The organism is Sphingobacterium alkalisoli, from assembly GCF_005049105.1.
Taxonomy (GTDB): Bacteria; Bacteroidota; Bacteroidia; order Sphingobacteriales; family Sphingobacteriaceae; genus Sphingobacterium; species Sphingobacterium alkalisoli.
The window spans coordinates 291,645-307,932 of the sequence record NZ_SUKA01000003.1 but is presented as its reverse complement, the minus strand read 5'-3'; the positions used below and the strand labels follow the sequence as shown (position 1 = coordinate 307,932).

Below are 16,288 nucleotides of genomic sequence, written 5' to 3'. Positions count from 1 at the left end.
GGTTGTTTATTCTAAATGATGCTACTTTTTCAATTATTGATATTTATTTTTTTTCGATCGGAACCCGATTATTTGGTAATTAGATTAAATCTGTAACTCCTAAAAGGAATTTTTTTTTAGATTATATCGAAACTACATAGTTTTTTATTATAAAATGAATTTACTTTTTTATTTTAATTTATATAATATGCCAATTTAGCATAAATATCATTGAATTTGTATGTAATTTAGTATTATTAATGCTTTTCCTTTTAATATTTTTATGTTAAATGTTATTTTTTTATAAAAATTTTATTTTTTATATTGCTTTTTTGATTTTTTATTATAACATTTGTATGTATTGTTACATAAATATTAATTTTTAACCTTTTTTTATTACTAAACATTTAAATCTATGGAATTATTCACAACAACCGTAACTAGTTTTGCTAATTATCTGAGTGTAGGGAGCCTTTCTCCTGTGCTTTCGGTAATTATGCAAGAACCTAATGCAGATGCGCAATCGATTTCAAGTGTTCTGCTCACAACGAATAACATCTGGATGATGCTGGCAACTGCTTTGGTGTTTATTATGCACTTGGGATTTGCTAGTGTCGAAGCTGGTTTTACACAATCAAAGAACACCGTTAATATTCTTTTTAAGAATACATTAACACCTGTCTTGGGAATTGTTACCTATGCACTTTTGGGATTTGCATTGATGTATCCCGGCGAGTTTAACGGTATTTTAGGGTTCAGCATGGATAGCTGGGATACCATTTGGTTTAATTCGGGTTCGGCGGATGTGAGTGAGGGGTATGCAGACGGGGGATATACCTTCTGGACAGACTTTTTGTATCAGGCAATGTTTGCTGCAACCGCTGCAACAATAGTTTCGGGAGCGGTCGCAGAACGTATAAAGTTAGGAGCCTACCTGACGTTTACGCTGTTCTACGTAGGGATAGTGTATCCTATAATCGGTAGTTGGAAATGGGGTGGTGGCTTCCTTGATGAGCTTGGATTTGTTGATTTTGCAGGTTCTACTATTGTACACTCTGTAGGCGGGTGGGGAGCTCTAGTTGGAATTTGGTTGCTCGGGCCACGTATAGGCAAATACAACAACGGTAGCACTAGCGAGATCTCCGGATCTTCTGTTCCGTTGGCTACAATAGGCGTATTTCTTCTGTGGTTAGGCTGGTTTGGTTTTAACGGGGGCTCTGTATTATCTGCAGATCCGGGATTAACGTCACTAGTACTCGTTACCACTACTTTAGGCGCTTGTGGAGGTGCTATTGGAGGCCATTTCACCAGTATGATTGTAATGAAGCGTATCGATTTTGGTATGGTCTTGAATGGTATTCTGGCCGGATTGGTCGGTGTTACTGCAGGGGCTGACATTATCACGCCTTTTGAAGCATTGTTCATTGGCGGTGTTGCCGGTGTATTGGTTGTATTCTCTGTCTTGTTATTGGATAAATTAAAGTTGGACGATTGTGTTGGTGCTGTATCTGTCCATTTAACCTGCGGAATTTGGGGGACATTGGCTACTGGTATTTTTGGTGAGGGGGCGTCATTTATGTCGCAACTTTATGGTGTATTAGCTTGTGGTGCAGCTGCTATAGTCGGTTCGTTTATCATTTTCTATATATTGAAAGTTACTATGGGACTCCGTGTCAGCGAAGAAGCTGAAAAACACGGATTGGATAGCGAAGAACATGGAATTAGAGGTTATACTATTCTAATCGAAGATTAATTACCTAATGTTATGAAAAAAGGAAAGAAAACCTGGGGTAGTGAAGTTATCCCACGTTTTCTAACCTTGATTGTTTTATTGCTTGCCTTTAACTAAAAAACTAATCAATTAAAGTCAAGCGCTTTATTAAATATTGAAATTATGAAAAAAATTTTATTGTTAGCCAACTTTTTATTAGCTGCGGGATTTTTAGCGAATGCCCAGGAAAGTACTCCTCTCGAAATTACTGGGTATGGAGATGTATATTGGAAATACGATTTAGCCGATCAAGAAAATATCGGAACCTATTTCGCGAATAACCATAATTCCCTATCTTTAGGTATGCTTGGTCTCGGATTGAAAAAAACTACAGGCAAGGCGTCCTTCGTAGCTGAACTGGCTTTTGGGCCAAGGGGACAATATTTAAGTATTTTGAATGGTGATGGTGATGAAGGTAATGAAGGTAATTCTTTCCATATCCAAAATTTATACGCGTCTTATGATTTTACAGAGAATTTTAATATGACCGCTGGATTTATGGGGACATTCGTTGGCTACGAAGTGATTTCGCCAGCTGCTAACTTTCATTATTCCACTTCATATTTATTCGGTGCAGGACCTTTTCAGAACGCAGGAATTAAAGCAACTTATGCATTTTCGGAAAAAGTATCTTTAATGGCCGGATTGTTTAATGACTGGAATGTTTATCAAGATTTTAACGGGATTTCGCATGTCGGCGCACAGTTAGCGGTGACGCCGGTAGATGGATTCAGCGCTTATCTCAACTTTTTGACCGGTTCATCCGATGGAAGCGACGAAAATTATAGTTCGGGGACTCTGTTCGATCTTGTTGCAAGCTATGATTTCTCTTCTAAGGTAAGTTTAGGATTGAATGCAGCCGATTATACATTTCAGTCTGAAGGTGGGTACAGTGGGGTTGCATTGTATCCGAAATATAACATCACCGAGAACATTGGACTGGGCATTCGTGGGGAATACTTCAAAGAGAAAGATATAGAAGATGTCGATGGTGCTCAATTCACTTCTTTTACCCTTTCCGGAAATTTGAAACATGGCGGTCTAACGCTCATTCCAGAAATACGTCTCGATAACAATGACAAATCGGGATTTGTAAAAAGTGACGGCATGACAGCAACGAAAAATGCATCCCAGGTTTCTCTAGCGTTAGTTTACGCTTTTTAATATCATGAATACAAAACCCTCTAGGAATAATAATAAACTTATTACTCTTAGAGGGTTTATTTCTTAAATTCAGTTTCTATTTCGCTTTCAGAAGTTTTATCTTACTACTTAGTAAGTCAATTTGTTCTCTTCGCACTTTAACAGTACTTCCTCGATCGGCAGGAGTAGTCGCTCATAATTTACCTCATCATACTTTGCTTTTTTCGGTTCTCTTCTTCTGCTGAAGATTACCTATTTAATTGGTCCTATCCGTGTACGTGATGATGATGAGGTTTTGGGTTTGGATCGTTCTCAGCGCCATGAAAAACTTTAATATTTAGTTTTGGTAAAGAAGTGATTTATTTTGATTACTAATGCTTTATACTCTGTGAATCACCACATGGCTTGTGTTGGTCTTTTAATAGAATCAAGACAGACTCTCATGTTAATCGGAAAATAATTTTTCTGAGCAATGCTCTCGTAATAAGCCCATGCAAATTACCTTTTAATAATCTCGAAAAATCTACATGAAATAAAGTATATTTGCGGTTTATTAGAAGGCAAGAACCTACATGAAGCATATACGCAATTTTTGTATTATAGCACATATTGACCACGGAAAGAGTACGCTGGCAGATAGACTATTAGAATTTACAAAGACCATCACCCAGAGGCAAGCGCAAGCACAACTATTGGATGACATGGATTTGGAAAGAGAACGTGGAATCACGATAAAAAGCCATGCCATCCAGATGGAATATATTAAGGATGGACAAAATTATATTTTAAACCTGATCGATACGCCCGGCCACGTCGATTTTTCGTACGAAGTTTCCCGTTCCATCGCTGCCTGTGAAGGCGCGCTTTTGATTGTGGATGCAGCGCAAGGAATACAAGCACAGACTATATCAAATTTATATCTGGCTTTAGAACATGACCTCGAGATTATTCCTATCTTAAATAAGATGGATTTACCTGGTGCAATGCCAGAAGAGGTAAAAGACCAGATTGTAGAGTTGATCGGTGGACGAAGAGAAGACATTATTCCCGCATCAGGTAAAACAGGTATGGGGATTGAAGATATCCTAACCGCAATCATTGAACGAGTACCTGCTCCCGTAGGTGATGCCGATGCACCATTGCAAGCTTTAATCTTTGATTCTGTATTTAATTCTTTTCGGGGGATTATGGCTTATTTTAAAGTCGAGAATGGCGAAATACGCAAGGGAGACAAGGTGAAATTTGTGGCTACCGGTAAAGAGTACGCGGCAGATGAAATTGGTACATTAAAGTTGTCGCAAGTTCCCAAAGATGTGATAAGGACAGGAGATGTGGGCTATATCATATCTGGAATAAAAGAAGCCCGCGAGGTAAAAGTTGGCGATACTATTACACACAGAGATCGCCCTTGTATTAAAGCAATCCAGGGATTTGAAGAAGTGAAACCTATGGTTTTTGCAGGGATTTATCCTGTCGATACGGAGGATTACGAGGAATTACGTGAATCGATGCACCGTTTACAACTCAATGATGCTTCTTTGGTGTTTGAACCGGAATCTTCTGCTGCACTTGGATTTGGATTCCGTTGTGGATTCTTGGGTATGTTGCACATGGAGATTATCCAAGAGCGTTTGGAACGTGAATTTAATATGACGGTTATCACGACCGTTCCCAACGTGTCATACCGTGCTTATTTAACGAAAGATAATGAAGAGGTTGTGGTTCACAACCCGTCGGATCTTCCAGATCCAAGTAAATTGGACGCGATAGAAGAACCTTATATTAAAGCAAATATCATTACAAAGGCCGATTTCGTTGGTCCGGTAATGTCTCTCTGTATTCAAAAGAGAGGTACAATCATCAATCAATCGTATTTAACTTCGGATCGGGTAGAACTTGTTTTCGAAATGCCAATGGGGGAGATTGTATTTGATTTTTACGACAAACTGAAAACGATTTCTAAAGGCTATGCATCTTTTGATTACCATCAAATAGGTTACCGTAAATCTGACTTGGTAAAGCTGGACATTCGCTTGAATGATGAACCGGTAGATGCATTATCTTCGTTAATTCACCGTAGTAATGCCTATGATTTTGGTAAAAAGATCTGTGAAAAGTTGAAAGAACTTTTGCCACGCCAACAATTTGAAATTCGTATCCAAGCATCCATTGGTGCGAAAATAATTGCCAGAGAAACCATCTCAGCATTACGTAAAGACGTAACAGCTAAATGCTATGGTGGTGATATTTCTCGTAAACGTAAATTATTGGAAAAGCAGAAAAAAGGTAAAAAACGTATGCGTCAGGTCGGAAACGTAGAAATCCCGCAATCGGCATTTATGGCAGTTTTAAAATTAGATTAATATAACCTCCTTAATATTACAGTTATAAGTGATGAAATTACTCAACGGAAAAGAAGTATCAGCTAAAATAAAAGAAGATATCAAGAAAGAGGCAGCAGAATTCTCTGCTCAATCCGGTCGCAAACCTCATTTAGTCGCTATTCTTGTTGGAAATGACGGAGGAAGTGAAACTTATGTGGCTAGCAAGATGCGTAACTGCGAACTGGTAGGATTCGAGTCTACAAACATTCGATATGAGGCAGATGTCACAGAAGAGGAACTAATAGCCAAGATAGCAGAGATAAACAAAGATGATAGTATTGACGGTCTAATTGTACAGCTACCTTTGCCGAAACACATTGATCCAGAAAAAGTGACTGAGGCAATCGACTATAAAAAAGATGTTGATGGCTTTCATCCCATAAACTTAGGCCGTATGCAGCGTAATTTACCTTGTTTTATACCCGCTACTCCCTACGGTATCTTACTGATGTTAGACCACTATGGAATAGATACTTCTGGCAGGCATGCCGTTGTTGTTGGACGTAGCAACATTGTTGGTTCACCGATGAGTATTCTATTAGCCCGTAACAGTAATCCGGGGAACTGCACGGTGACACTCACACATAGCCGCACCAAGGATCTCAAAACCGAAGTGCTAAGAGCTGATATCATTGTCGCTGCTATTGGAAAAAAGAATTTCATCACTGCTGATATGGTTAAAGAGGGCGCAATTGTGATTGATGTTGGTATAAATCGGGAGGATTCCACTGAAACAAAATCGGGTTTTAAGCTGTATGGTGATGTCGATTTTGAAGAAGTTTCTAAAAAATCTTCCTGGATTACTCCTGTGCCGGGTGGGGTGGGATTAATGACCATCGTGGGCTTGTTAAAAAACACGCTTGAAGCAGCAAAGGGTACCATCTATGGTGAATAATATAAATGTTGCCTTGGCATAGAAATTGCTTATTATTTCGCCTTATTCATAACTTATACATTAAACTAAGATCAAAATGAAAAGATTTGTATTAATAGCTGCTGCTGCTGCTGGAATAACTTTTTCCGCATGCAATAATCCTTCATCAGCTGACCGGAACCATGATGGTGATACTACTGCTGGGGAGCATCTGGACCATACATTGGAATCCATCGATGAACATGCTGGACATGTACATGCTCAGACAGAGAAAGATCTTGCTGATGCCGAAGCAAAAGTAAATCAAGCTAAAGCGGATTTAGAAGCTGCTGTGAAAAATGGTGATAAACAAGCGGAAGAGGCGTCAAGAAAAGCTTTAGATGATGCAAATACAGCTTGGGAAAAAACTAAAGCTGGCGTGACTAGGGCTGCTGATGCTACTGCTCGGGGAATTGACACGGCGATAAGTGCTACTAAAAAGGCAGCCAATAAAACAGGCGATGCCCTAGACAAAGCTGTCGAAGATGTAGAAAGAAAAGCTAAAAATGTTAATGAAGCTTTAAAAAACTAGTATACGGGAAACACCGTACTAAATTTTAATTATAGAAAGCGTCGACAGATATGTTGACGCTTTTATTTTAGATATGATAGAGATACCAACAAAAAGAGCAATAGTGAATGCTTGTTTAGAACATGTAGAGAGCCGAATACTGGAGATCAATAAAGCTATCGATGACGCACACTATTCGTTAGTGGAAGAAACGAAAAGTAGTGCAGGTGATAAATACGAGACGAGTCGGGAAATGATTCAACAAGATCTTAACCGGTACCAATCACAATTGAATCATGCAAACATGGATAAAAATGTACTTTTACAAATTGAAACCGAAAGCAATCATGAAGAAGTATTGTTGGGCAGTATCATTACCACAGATAGTGTAACCTATTTTTTATCCATTAGTATAGGAGCAATTACTGTATCTGGAGTGTCAGTTTTTGTTATTTCCCCTGCTTCTCCAATCGGTCAGGTACTTCGGAGAAAGAAAATAAATGATACGTTTGATTTTAATAAAAAGAAAAATACTATTCTTCAGATACGATAATACGGTTGTGTGAGCAGCAATTCATTTTTAAAACAATTTCTTATTTCCAGTGTTTTGGAATAAGAAATTGTTTTAAAAAAAATAAACTTTTAACGGTATGACTATCAAACATGTATTATCAGTAATCCTGCTATCAGGGGCGTTAACAGTAAGTGTTATTTCCTGTAAACCCAAGTTGTCCGACGCGGATTTAAAAGCAAAAGTTGAAACGGCAGTAGGTTCAAACCCCAATGTATTAGTGGATGTTAAAAACGGTGTGGTTACTTTATCAGGAACGGTAACTACGGAAGATGAAAAGAGAATTCTTGAGACATCTGCAAAATCGGCGGATAATAAAGCAGTAAAATCTGTTGTTAACCATATTGTAATTCAACCCATTGAAATAAATACAGATGTGACGGACCTGACAGCCAAGGTTGCAGATGCGACAAAGGATTTTCCGGCAGTAACTGCTACCGTGAATGATGGGGTAATTACTATTACTGGAACGGTGGAACAAGCACGTATTCAAACGCTAAAACAATCGCTTGATGCCCTTAACCCGAAAAAGGTCGACCTATCTGGCGTAATTATTAAATAATATTTCACTTAATATGACATACCTTATGACACTGATAAGTAAATATAAAGTACTGATAGATACGGCGAAGAGTTCCGGCGTATTAGATTTGCAAGTAGCTGAACAAGACAGTGTATTGCACATACGGGGAACGGCTCCAAATGCTGATGCGAAAAATAAGCTTTGGGATGTCTACAATCAAATTGATCCTAATTATTTAACGGGGGATGTGGTCATGAATGTAGATGTGTCTACAGCAGTAGCTGGAACGCAAGTAAGGGTAAAGACCGCGAACTCAAATCTGAACATACGTAAGGGGCCGGGTACTGATCAACTTATAGTAGGTAAGGCTGCTAAAGATGAAGTAATTACACTAATCAGTCGGGCGAATAACCAATGGTGGTTGGTGCGCACAAAAGACGGCGAAGAAGGATATGCTTATGCCCAGTATTTAGAACCGTTGGAGTAAAATAGAATTTTTAGTATCACAGCGTCAACATATACACTTGGCCTTTTGAATTGGTCAAATACATTTTTTTTCCTGATTTACTCTTGGCAATTGTATTGAAACTTAACGTAGAAATATTTTTCCATTTCATTCCACCGTCCGTCGATAAATCCGTTCCAGATGTGCCAGTAGCAATCACCGTCTCCTTGGAAAGAAATAATACATCTGATCTAAAACCAGAGACGGGTACCTGCGGCTTCGTCCAACTTTTACCGGCATCCCTCGTAATCAATACGTTATTTCTGTTGTCCTGATCCTGCTGGTAATCGCCTCCGACAACTATACCCGTTTGCTGGTCATAAAAATCGATAGCAAATATACCTGTGGAAGAGCTCCCGGACCAAATAGGGCAATCAAACTTATCGACCCGTAGATTTTTAGGATCATAGTTAAAAAGACTGGCGTATGTACCGCCGGTGCCAATATACAGTACACCATTTAATAATTGAACGGAAGATCCAGAAGCAGCAAAAGCCACCTCACCTTTATCAGCAATAAGGTACATCTGATTACTGATATCATTCCAAGATTTACCGTTATTAGTTGATTTTAGCAACTGAAAACTACCGTCAAGCGGATCACCTAAAACGTATCCTGTTTTACCCTCGAAATCCATTGCATCAAAAAATACTTCTTCCCGGTCATCGGAAAACACCTTATTCCATGATTTTCCGCCGTTCGTCGTTCTCAGAATCACTGCCGGCGCACCTGCACTTAGGATAATAGCTTCTTTTGCTGAAAAAGCTTTGATGTCCCGAAAGTCTACGTATTCATATCCCTGTGGACTCACCCAAACCCAGGTTGAACCTGCATCTTTCGAATACCCAACAGTTCCTTTACTACCCGAAACCCACACGACATTTTCGCCAAACGTATCTAAGCCACGAAAGCTAACGCTATCTTTTTGGACAGCTAAAGTAAATGTTTGCGCATGACCAAAGAAGCAGGCGAAAAGTAGGGCGTAGCTCAATACTATATTTCTAATCATATTTTATTCTAATTCTATGGGGTTTAAAAGTTTGATCTTCTTTTAGTACCACTAAATTTTTATGTTAATTCTGCTATCAGTTTATCAAATTCTGTTCGGAGTGCATTCAATTGCTCCTCTAAATTAGCTACACGATCTTCTAACGCCTGAATCTGTGAATCTGTATTATTCATAACTTGTGGCATATCGTAATCTTCTTCATTTACTTCTCCGAAAAGATGAACAAATCGAGCTTCTTTTTGACCTGGACGCTTTGGTAGCTGCTTTACATAGGCTGGTTCATCCATGCTCAACTTATTTAATAGGTCCTGTACTTCGTCCAGTGTTTCAAATTCATATAGCCGACCTGAATTGCTGTTGATTTCGCCAGCAGTAAGTGGGCCACGTAATATGAGTAGACATAATGCCGCCAATTCGGAAGGTAACAGCGGAAAATGGATGGCCAAATTGTGCTTATATTTAGTAACGCGACTGCCTCCACCAACTACTGTTGAAATCAAGCCGCGCTTTTTCAGTATATCTAAGGTGGTTATTATCGTATTCTCATCGTACGACACAACAGGTTTACGAGATGTTTTCTGATTACATGCCGCCTGTAAACCATTGACTGTCATTGGATAATATTCTGGAGTAGTTTTAGATTTTTCTAATAACGATCCTAGTACACGTAATTCTGCAGCGGATAACTGAGGTAATTCTTTTGTTTCTTCCATTTTTATAATAATACAGGTTATTCGAATTTCTAAGATAAGAATTATTTACTTCTTTGTATTTTCGCAAGGAATAAAAAATAGTACTTTGTTAAAAATAGCCCATCATAAAGCTTATATTCATCCGCTACCTGAAAGTCACCGCTTTCCGATGGTGAAATATGAATTGATACCAGCGCAATTATTGTATGAGGGATTGGTGGTGCCTGAAAACTTTTTCGAACCTCAGCGGGCTTCTAAAGACGTTATTTGTTTGGCGCATTGTGAAGCATATGTAGAGAGCCTTTTAAGCCTGCAGTTGGATGCAAAAATGGTTCGACGTATTGGCTTTCCATTATCTAGGAGTTTAGTGGATCGAGAGCTTTATATTGTAGAGGGGACCATACAGTCGGCTCTGTATGCGCATCAATTCGGCGTATCATTTAACACAGCAGGTGGGACACATCATGCCGGTTTTGATTTTGGAGAAGGGTTTTGCTTATTGAATGATCAAGCTGTCGCTGCTTCTTATTTATATAGTCATCATATCGCTAATCGGATATTGATAATTGATCTAGACGTGCACCAGGGTAACGGCACAGCACATATTTTTCAAAACCATGCGGCAATATTTACATTTTCCATGCATGGGGACAAAAATTTCCCTTTCGTTAAAGAGCATTCTTATTTAGACATTCCACTGGGAGATGGTATATCGGATGAAAAATACTTAGCACTATTAAGGCGACATTTACATCATTTATTTGAAGAAATAGATCCTGATTTTGTATTTTACCAAGGGGGAGTAGATATTTTGGAAACAGACAAACTGGGAAAACTTAACATTTCGTCTCAGGGGGTTAGAAAACGTGACCAAATGATATTACAAGAATGCTTCGATCGAAAAATTCCGATTCAAATCAGTATGGGAGGAGGCTATTCACCTAACATTAAAGATATTGTAAACGCTCATATCGGAACGTTCCGGGCGGCAATAGATATTTATAATTTTTAATTTAAAAAACGAACATATGTTTTTTCATCAAGACGCGGTATTTGAAAACTTATCCATTCATCATGTGGGAAATAAAACCAATGATGAATTTTATATATTGTCTGATAATCCAGTGGATTTTGCTGAGGATGAAATTCTTCCTGAGCTATTAATGCAGTATTTTATGAAGCCTTTTACAAAGGCAAATGAGGTGTACCAATTTTACCATCCGAATGAGGAGCTCCAGTTGAATGAGCTGTATCATTTTGTACATAAATATTTCCAGGGCGAGATTCTTTTTCACGAGTTATCAAAGCACATTACAAAACACCTCTACGAGGTATCGGAACACCCTAAAATCAAGTCGGGGGAGGTATATGTGGTTTCTTTGAAAAACGTACAGATGGAGGGGGAGGAACGCGATGCTATCGGAATATTCAAATCGGAGAATAAGGAAACTTACCTAAAAGTGCAACCACTGCAGGGTGGGTTTGAGTTGAATTATGAACGAGAGGCTATTAATATCAATAAATTAGATAAAGGCGTCGTTATCATCAACGATGATGCGGAGGAGGGGTATAAGGTATTGGTCATCGATCAAACAAACCAATCTGAAGCCGTCTATTGGAAGGATGAATTTTTGAAAATAAAGTCGCGTAATGACAATTACCAACAAACGGGTAATTTGATGAAAGTGTATAAGAATTTTGTAAATGATAAATTAGACGAAGTATTTGAACTTGAAACCGCAGATAAAATTGACCTGTTAAATCGTTCGATGAACTATTTCAAAACGAAGGAAACATTTGATAAAACTGAATTTGAAGACGAGGTAATCGCTAACCCCAAAGCAGCAAGTTTATTTGACGAATATAAACAATCTTTTACCGACGAATTTGATATGCCTTTTCAAACCAATTTTGATATTGCAAGCCCCGCTGTTAAAAAGATGCAGTCCTCGTATAAAAGCGTCATCAAACTGGATAAGAATTTCCATGTTTATGTACATGGGAAAAGAGAATATCTCGAGCAAGGATACGATGAGGATAAAGGGATGAATTATTATAAGCTCTATTTCGAAAATGAAGGGTAATTGATTTGGTAGGTTGTAGTATTCATCGAAATATGGGAATAGGTGCTTTTAAGAAATATTACTGGGCAATTGGAGTTCTACTGGTTGTTCAGCTTTTTTTATATTTATTTCAGCAGGATCCGGAAAGGGTAGAGGTCTATTATTCCAGGATGTTTTATCCTATATTTTCCTATTTTCCTGCAATGTTGTTCACTTGGTTGCCATTTAGCATAGGGGATATTTTTTATCTATGTAGTTTGATAACTGTTATCGCACTGTTATTCCTCTGCCTTAAATTGCTTTTTCAAAGAAAATATTCTGCAAGCTATCGCACTATGCTGCAGCTTCTGGTATTCGGAGTTTTTCTCTATACTTATTTTTATATTAGTTGGGGTACGAACTACTATCGCATACCTCTAGCGCAACACCTGCATCTGGACGTAGACCATATTTCAAAAGCTGACCATCTGCATGTGTTGGAAAAATATATTTTAATAGCAAACGAGCTGCGTGAAGGATTAGATTTATCGTCCGAATCAAAAAAAAATGCAAGGATGGAGTTGCGTCATTTAATGTGTAACGATGATCTATTTACACCGATGTTGTCAAAAACACAGGTTCATAGTAAAGCGCCAATATCAAGCGAGTTGGTAAGTTATTTTACCGTTACGGGTTATTTTAACCCTTTTACACAGGAAGTTCATGTCAATCAGGATATTCCAATTCAATCGTATCCGTTTACGGCTGTTCATGAGTTGGCGCATCAAATGGGAATTGGATTTGAAGACGAGTGTAATTTTATCGCCTTTCGTAAATTGATAGATCATAATAACCTTTGGTATAGGTATTCTGCCTATTATGAAACGATCCAATATTTATTACGACCTTTGCTTCACGACAAAGAATTATACCAAAGCTATATAGCAAAACTCTCACCATTAGTAAAAGCTGATTTTTTGCAAGAAAAGGAATTTTGGAAATCGTATTCTGGTTGGATAAATAGCGTGGCAGCTGTCTTTTATTCCGGCTATTTAAAACATAACAATCAACCAGAAGGTTTGGAACGCTACAATATGATGGCTAAACTCGTTATCGCATGGGAACTTAAGAACCAACAAACATCTGATTTTTAAAAATCAGATGTTTGTTGGTTCTTAAAATTTGTTTATCCAGTCTGCAAACGTATTCATAAATGCAGTCAAGAATTCAACAGTTTTGGGGTCTTTAAAATTCCCCTGTTCATCCAAGCTGTTAGCAATCTCGCCCAGATACATCTCTGGTTGCTGTAGTGTAGGCATATCCAAAAATGTCAGGCACTGCCTAAGGTGATGATTGGCTCCAAATCCACTGATGTTTCCAATTGAAACACTAACAACTGCTGCTGGTTTTCCTTTCCAGGCATTCTGACCGTAAGGACGCGAGGCGGCATCCAGTGCATTCTTTAACACGCCCGGTATAGATCGGTTATATTCTGGTGTGAGGAACAATATCGCATCCAATGCTTTTACTTCTTTGCGAAGTCGGATATAACTTTCCGGACTTCCTTCTTCGTCAAAATCTTGATTGTAAAGTGGAAGATCTCCAATTTCAAGGGTTTGGAAAGTTAAATTTTCCGGGGCAACAGTAGTCAGGAATTTAGCTACTTTTTTATTAAATGAATCTTTACGTAGACTTCCTATTACTATTCCTATTGTTTTCGTCTTCATATTTAACTAATTTTAATTTTTAGCGAGAAAAATCTCCTATCATTAATCATATAACAGATTATCGGATAAGAAGTTTGTGGGAATTTAAAAGAACGAAAAAACCAGCGCCATTGAGGTGACGCTGGATTATAGTGTAGTAAGTTAACAAATAAATTACTTGCCTATGCGATAAAGCCTACCTGCATCTGTAATGGTATAGAGCGCTTCGTCATTACCTTGAATGATGTCTCTAAATCGTTGACCTTCGCGACCTAATAAGCGCTCTTCGCCCACCACTTTATTGTCTTCTATTACAATACGGGCAATATGTGTGGCACTCAAGCCGGTGATGAATAGGTTATTTTTCCATTCGGGAATTGCTGATCCTGTGTAGAATGCTATTCCACTAGGTGATAAAACCGGATCCCAATAATACACGGGCTGCTCTAAACCATCCTGCTGCTGGATGGGTGGGGTTCCAATCTCTTTACCACTATATTCCAGTCCGTAGGTAATTGTAGGCCAACCGTAATTCTTACCCATTTCTACGCGGTTCAGTTCATCGCCTCCACGGGGACCGAATTCCGTTTCCCATAAATCTCCCGTCTCTGGATGAAACGCCATCCCCTGCACATTGCGGTGACCATAGGAATATATTTCCGGTAAAGCATCTGCCTGTCCAATAAATGGATTGCCTTCTACTGGTTTACCATCTTTTGTGATCCGTAATATTTTTCCTAATCCCGCTTTTAGACTCTGTGCTAACGGTCGCGTTTCTTTATCCGAACGTTCGCCTGTACTCACGAAAAGATACCCATTTTTGTCAAAAACTATGCGGCCTCCGAAATGCAAGTTGCCTTGGTGGGCAGGACCGGCTTGAAAGATTACTGTCGCGCCCTCAATCGATTTTTCATCAGTTGATAATTTTCCTTTGGCGACTGCAGTTAGGTTCCCACCATCAACTGGTTGTGAAAACACCCAATATACCATCCGGTTGCTTTCAAATTGGGGGTCTAAGGTTAACCCCAACAAGCCACCCTGCCCAGAAGCGGCAACCTCAGGTATGCCCGTTATGCCTTCGCTAATTTCACCGGTAGCAGAAACGATACGCATAAAACCTTCTTTCTCTGTTATAAGAAATCTTCCATCCGGAAGTACCGCGATACCCCAGGGTGATTTTAAACCTTCGGCAATTACTTTCCCTTCGAAGGATGTTGAGGTTTTGACTCCTGCAATACGTGTTTGACCTTCAAATGCCGGTGAGTAGTTTGTATTGGGTTTGTTTTTTTCAACGGGTGGGTAAATACTATCGGTAGAATTTGCACCTGTATTGTTTTCTTGTGCATCACTGCCATTGCCGCATGACAGAATCGCAACGGATGACGATAAAAACAAAGCTGTTAATAGTTTATTCATTGTGTTGATATAAGTTGATTTTCTACTAAAATACATATTTTCTGAATTGTATGCATTACAATCTTTAATAGAACTCAGTTAATTTGTATGAGTAAAACAAAATAGTACGGATGTTGTTTACGGTTTATTAAGTTATTGTTTATACCCAATGAATTCTTTTAAGGGGATGTCTAGCATTTTTAGCTCGTTAACGACTAATTCCGCTATCCTTCTTGCACCAAATTCATTAAAATGGGTGTTATCAACTACGCCTTTAGGGTAATTTGGATTTTGTAATGGTTCTAAGTGTAAAAATAGATCTTTGGATCTTTCGGGACCGAGTTGATTCAAAAGTTGCATGCTCGACGTTGTAACGTCTATAAGTGATGTATTGGTGGCTTTAGCTACTTCTCTCGTGATATTGGCGTATTCCTTGTGGGTGTCAATTAAAAGGTCATTTTCGAAACTACGCCTAGATACTGATGTTAATAGTATAGGGGTAGCTTTCAATGCACGTGTTTCACTGATATATAGGGTCAGATTTGCCTCAAATTCTTCGGGTGTTGTCGCCGATTTTTTCGTCGGTATTTCGTCATTGTGTCCAAATTGAATAAAGACATAGTCTCCCTCCTTAAGTGTTTCTTTTATTTTATTCCATCTACCTTCGTTGAGAAATGATTTGGTGCTTTTTCCATTTTTAGCATGATTCTCTATTTTAATATCTTTGGAAAAGAACCATTTAAAGGGTGTTCCCCAACCGTTCTCAGGGTATTTGGTACTATCTTTATCTGCCATTGTAGAATCGCCGACGAGATATATCGTAATTGTTTTATCCTGCTGATAAGCAGAAAATAGTACAAACGCAAAAATAGATAATAATAAGATTTTTAGATTTTTATTCATGTTTTATTTAAGTAATAGTGCTTCTTTATGATTTAAGATCTTTTTATAAGTCGGTGGAACATCGGCAATCAAAATTTCGTGATAAGGTGCTGGTATCATTACTTTATAATCCCTATTATCTACCGGAATAAAAAATAATGCACCATGAACCAATTGATTCTCGTCTACAATAAGCGTAAACTTCGTTACTATGTCATTGATACTGTTCGACTTTTCCAGTTTTTTTATTATATGATCCATG

Annotated in this window: 17 protein-coding genes; 11 read left to right on the top strand and 6 right to left on the bottom strand. The window is 38.4% G+C overall.

Going from position 1 to position 16,288, the window contains the following annotated elements; translation table 11 throughout:
- Nucleotides 1-394 precede the first annotated feature (394 nt).
- The 8 genes from FAZ19_RS10970 to FAZ19_RS10930 all read left to right on the top strand — a co-directional run bounded on the left by FAZ19_RS10970 (nt 395) and on the right by FAZ19_RS10930 (nt 8,282).
- Nucleotides 395-1,732 (top strand): ammonium transporter, encoded by a 1,338-nt coding sequence (locus tag FAZ19_RS10970; RefSeq protein WP_229707505.1) that lies wholly within the window; start codon nt 395-397, stop codon nt 1,730-1,732.
- Nucleotides 1,733-1,873: 141 nt separating this feature from the next.
- A complete protein-coding gene (locus FAZ19_RS10965) occupies nt 1,874-2,914 on the top strand; it encodes an outer membrane beta-barrel protein (RefSeq protein ID WP_136820772.1) in 1,041 nt (346 codons plus the stop codon).
- A gap of 551 nt (nt 2,915-3,465) precedes the next feature.
- Nucleotides 3,466-5,256, top strand: a complete 1,791-nt coding sequence (lepA, locus tag FAZ19_RS10955) for a translation elongation factor 4 (RefSeq protein ID WP_136820771.1) — start codon at nt 3,466-3,468, stop codon at nt 5,254-5,256.
- A 31-nt stretch (nt 5,257-5,287) separates the two neighbouring features.
- Entirely contained in the window at nt 5,288-6,172 is an 885-nt protein-coding gene (locus FAZ19_RS10950) for a bifunctional 5,10-methylenetetrahydrofolate dehydrogenase/5,10-methenyltetrahydrofolate cyclohydrolase (protein WP_136820770.1), read from the top strand.
- A 76-nt stretch (nt 6,173-6,248) separates the two neighbouring features.
- Nucleotides 6,249-6,722 (top strand): hypothetical protein, encoded by a 474-nt coding sequence (locus FAZ19_RS10945; RefSeq protein ID WP_136820769.1) that lies wholly within the window; start codon nt 6,249-6,251, stop codon nt 6,720-6,722.
- Nucleotides 6,723-6,795: 73 nt separating this feature from the next.
- Complete coding sequence (locus FAZ19_RS10940) at nt 6,796-7,254, top strand: GreA/GreB family elongation factor (protein WP_136820768.1); 459 nt, start codon at nt 6,796-6,798, stop codon at nt 7,252-7,254.
- A 97-nt stretch (nt 7,255-7,351) separates the two neighbouring features.
- On the top strand, nt 7,352-7,834 hold the full coding sequence (locus FAZ19_RS10935; RefSeq protein ID WP_136820767.1) for a BON domain-containing protein: 483 nt from the start codon (nt 7,352-7,354) through the stop codon (nt 7,832-7,834).
- Nucleotides 7,835-7,859: 25 nt separating this feature from the next.
- On the top strand, nt 7,860-8,282 hold the full coding sequence (locus FAZ19_RS10930; RefSeq protein ID WP_136820766.1) for an SH3 domain-containing protein: 423 nt from the start codon (nt 7,860-7,862) through the stop codon (nt 8,280-8,282).
- 16 nt (nt 8,283-8,298) lie between these two features.
- Here FAZ19_RS10930 and FAZ19_RS10925 read toward each other — a convergent pair whose 3' ends face one another.
- Nucleotides 8,299-9,309, bottom strand: coding sequence for a WD40/YVTN/BNR-like repeat-containing protein (locus FAZ19_RS10925; RefSeq protein ID WP_136820765.1), 1,011 nt, complete (start codon nt 9,307-9,309; stop codon nt 8,299-8,301).
- Nucleotides 9,310-9,368: 59 nt separating this feature from the next.
- Complete coding sequence (locus FAZ19_RS10920; RefSeq protein ID WP_136820764.1) at nt 9,369-10,022, bottom strand: YceH family protein; 654 nt, start codon at nt 10,020-10,022, stop codon at nt 9,369-9,371.
- 85 nt (nt 10,023-10,107) lie between these two features.
- Between FAZ19_RS10920 and FAZ19_RS10915 the strand changes: the two genes are divergently transcribed.
- From FAZ19_RS10915 to FAZ19_RS10905, 3 genes are read left to right on the top strand one after another with little or no spacing between them, the layout of a single operon-like run.
- Nucleotides 10,108-11,013 carry a histone deacetylase family protein gene (locus FAZ19_RS10915; RefSeq protein WP_188876119.1) on the top strand — a complete coding sequence of 302 codons (906 nt, stop codon included), beginning with the start codon at nt 10,108-10,110 and terminating at the stop codon, nt 11,011-11,013.
- Nucleotides 11,014-11,029: 16 nt separating this feature from the next.
- Entirely contained in the window at nt 11,030-12,085 is a 1,056-nt protein-coding gene (locus FAZ19_RS10910; protein WP_136820763.1) for a nucleoid-associated protein, read from the top strand.
- A gap of 32 nt (nt 12,086-12,117) precedes the next feature.
- On the top strand, nt 12,118-13,197 hold the full coding sequence (locus FAZ19_RS10905) for a DUF3810 domain-containing protein (protein ID WP_136820762.1): 1,080 nt from the start codon (nt 12,118-12,120) through the stop codon (nt 13,195-13,197).
- A gap of 21 nt (nt 13,198-13,218) precedes the next feature.
- Here FAZ19_RS10905 and FAZ19_RS10900 read toward each other — a convergent pair whose 3' ends face one another.
- The 4 genes from FAZ19_RS10900 to FAZ19_RS10885 all read right to left on the bottom strand — a co-directional run bounded on the left by FAZ19_RS10900 (nt 13,219) and on the right by FAZ19_RS10885 (nt 16,287).
- Entirely contained in the window at nt 13,219-13,770 is a 552-nt protein-coding gene (locus tag FAZ19_RS10900; RefSeq protein WP_136820761.1) for an NADPH-dependent FMN reductase, read from the bottom strand.
- 153 nt (nt 13,771-13,923) lie between these two features.
- Nucleotides 13,924-15,165 (bottom strand): PQQ-dependent sugar dehydrogenase, encoded by a 1,242-nt coding sequence (locus FAZ19_RS10895; RefSeq protein ID WP_136820760.1) that lies wholly within the window; start codon nt 15,163-15,165, stop codon nt 13,924-13,926.
- A 132-nt stretch (nt 15,166-15,297) separates the two neighbouring features.
- On the bottom strand, nt 15,298-16,047 hold the full coding sequence (locus FAZ19_RS10890) for a rhamnogalacturonan acetylesterase (protein WP_136820759.1): 750 nt from the start codon (nt 16,045-16,047) through the stop codon (nt 15,298-15,300).
- 3 nt (nt 16,048-16,050) lie between these two features.
- Complete coding sequence (locus FAZ19_RS10885) at nt 16,051-16,287, bottom strand: hypothetical protein (protein ID WP_136820758.1); 237 nt, start codon at nt 16,285-16,287, stop codon at nt 16,051-16,053.
- Between the last annotated feature and the right edge of the window lies 1 nt (nt 16,288).

What these genes read in the sequence shown, in the direction of transcription:
- FAZ19_RS10910 (WP_136820763.1), top strand. Translation starts at nt 11,030, where the DNA reads ATGTTTTTTCATCAAGACGCGGTATTTGAAAACTTATCCATTCATCAT.
- FAZ19_RS10935 (WP_136820767.1), top strand. Translation starts at nt 7,352, where the DNA reads ATGACTATCAAACATGTATTATCAGTAATCCTGCTATCAGGGGCGTTA.
- FAZ19_RS10925 (WP_136820765.1), bottom strand. Translation starts at nt 9,309, where the DNA reads ATGATTAGAAATATAGTATTGAGCTACGCCCTACTTTTCGCCTGCTTC.
- FAZ19_RS10920 (WP_136820764.1), bottom strand. Translation starts at nt 10,022, where the DNA reads ATGGAAGAAACAAAAGAATTACCTCAGTTATCCGCTGCAGAATTACGT.
- FAZ19_RS10895 (WP_136820760.1), bottom strand. Translation starts at nt 15,165, where the DNA reads ATGAATAAACTATTAACAGCTTTGTTTTTATCGTCATCCGTTGCGATT.
- FAZ19_RS10930 (WP_136820766.1), top strand. Translation starts at nt 7,860, where the DNA reads ATGACACTGATAAGTAAATATAAAGTACTGATAGATACGGCGAAGAGT.
- FAZ19_RS10965 (WP_136820772.1), top strand. Translation starts at nt 1,874, where the DNA reads ATGAAAAAAATTTTATTGTTAGCCAACTTTTTATTAGCTGCGGGATTT.
- FAZ19_RS10890 (WP_136820759.1), bottom strand. Translation starts at nt 16,047, where the DNA reads ATGAATAAAAATCTAAAAATCTTATTATTATCTATTTTTGCGTTTGTA.
- FAZ19_RS10905 (WP_136820762.1), top strand. Translation starts at nt 12,118, where the DNA reads ATGGGAATAGGTGCTTTTAAGAAATATTACTGGGCAATTGGAGTTCTA.
- FAZ19_RS10900 (WP_136820761.1), bottom strand. Translation starts at nt 13,770, where the DNA reads ATGAAGACGAAAACAATAGGAATAGTAATAGGAAGTCTACGTAAAGAT.
- FAZ19_RS10885 (WP_136820758.1), bottom strand. Translation starts at nt 16,287, where the DNA reads ATGGATCATATAATAAAAAAACTGGAAAAGTCGAACAGTATCAATGAC.
- FAZ19_RS10940 (WP_136820768.1), top strand. Translation starts at nt 6,796, where the DNA reads ATGATAGAGATACCAACAAAAAGAGCAATAGTGAATGCTTGTTTAGAA.
- FAZ19_RS10950 (WP_136820770.1), top strand. Translation starts at nt 5,288, where the DNA reads ATGAAATTACTCAACGGAAAAGAAGTATCAGCTAAAATAAAAGAAGAT.
- FAZ19_RS10970 (WP_229707505.1), top strand. Translation starts at nt 395, where the DNA reads ATGGAATTATTCACAACAACCGTAACTAGTTTTGCTAATTATCTGAGT.
- lepA (WP_136820771.1), top strand. Translation starts at nt 3,466, where the DNA reads ATGAAGCATATACGCAATTTTTGTATTATAGCACATATTGACCACGGA.
- FAZ19_RS10945 (WP_136820769.1), top strand. Translation starts at nt 6,249, where the DNA reads ATGAAAAGATTTGTATTAATAGCTGCTGCTGCTGCTGGAATAACTTTT.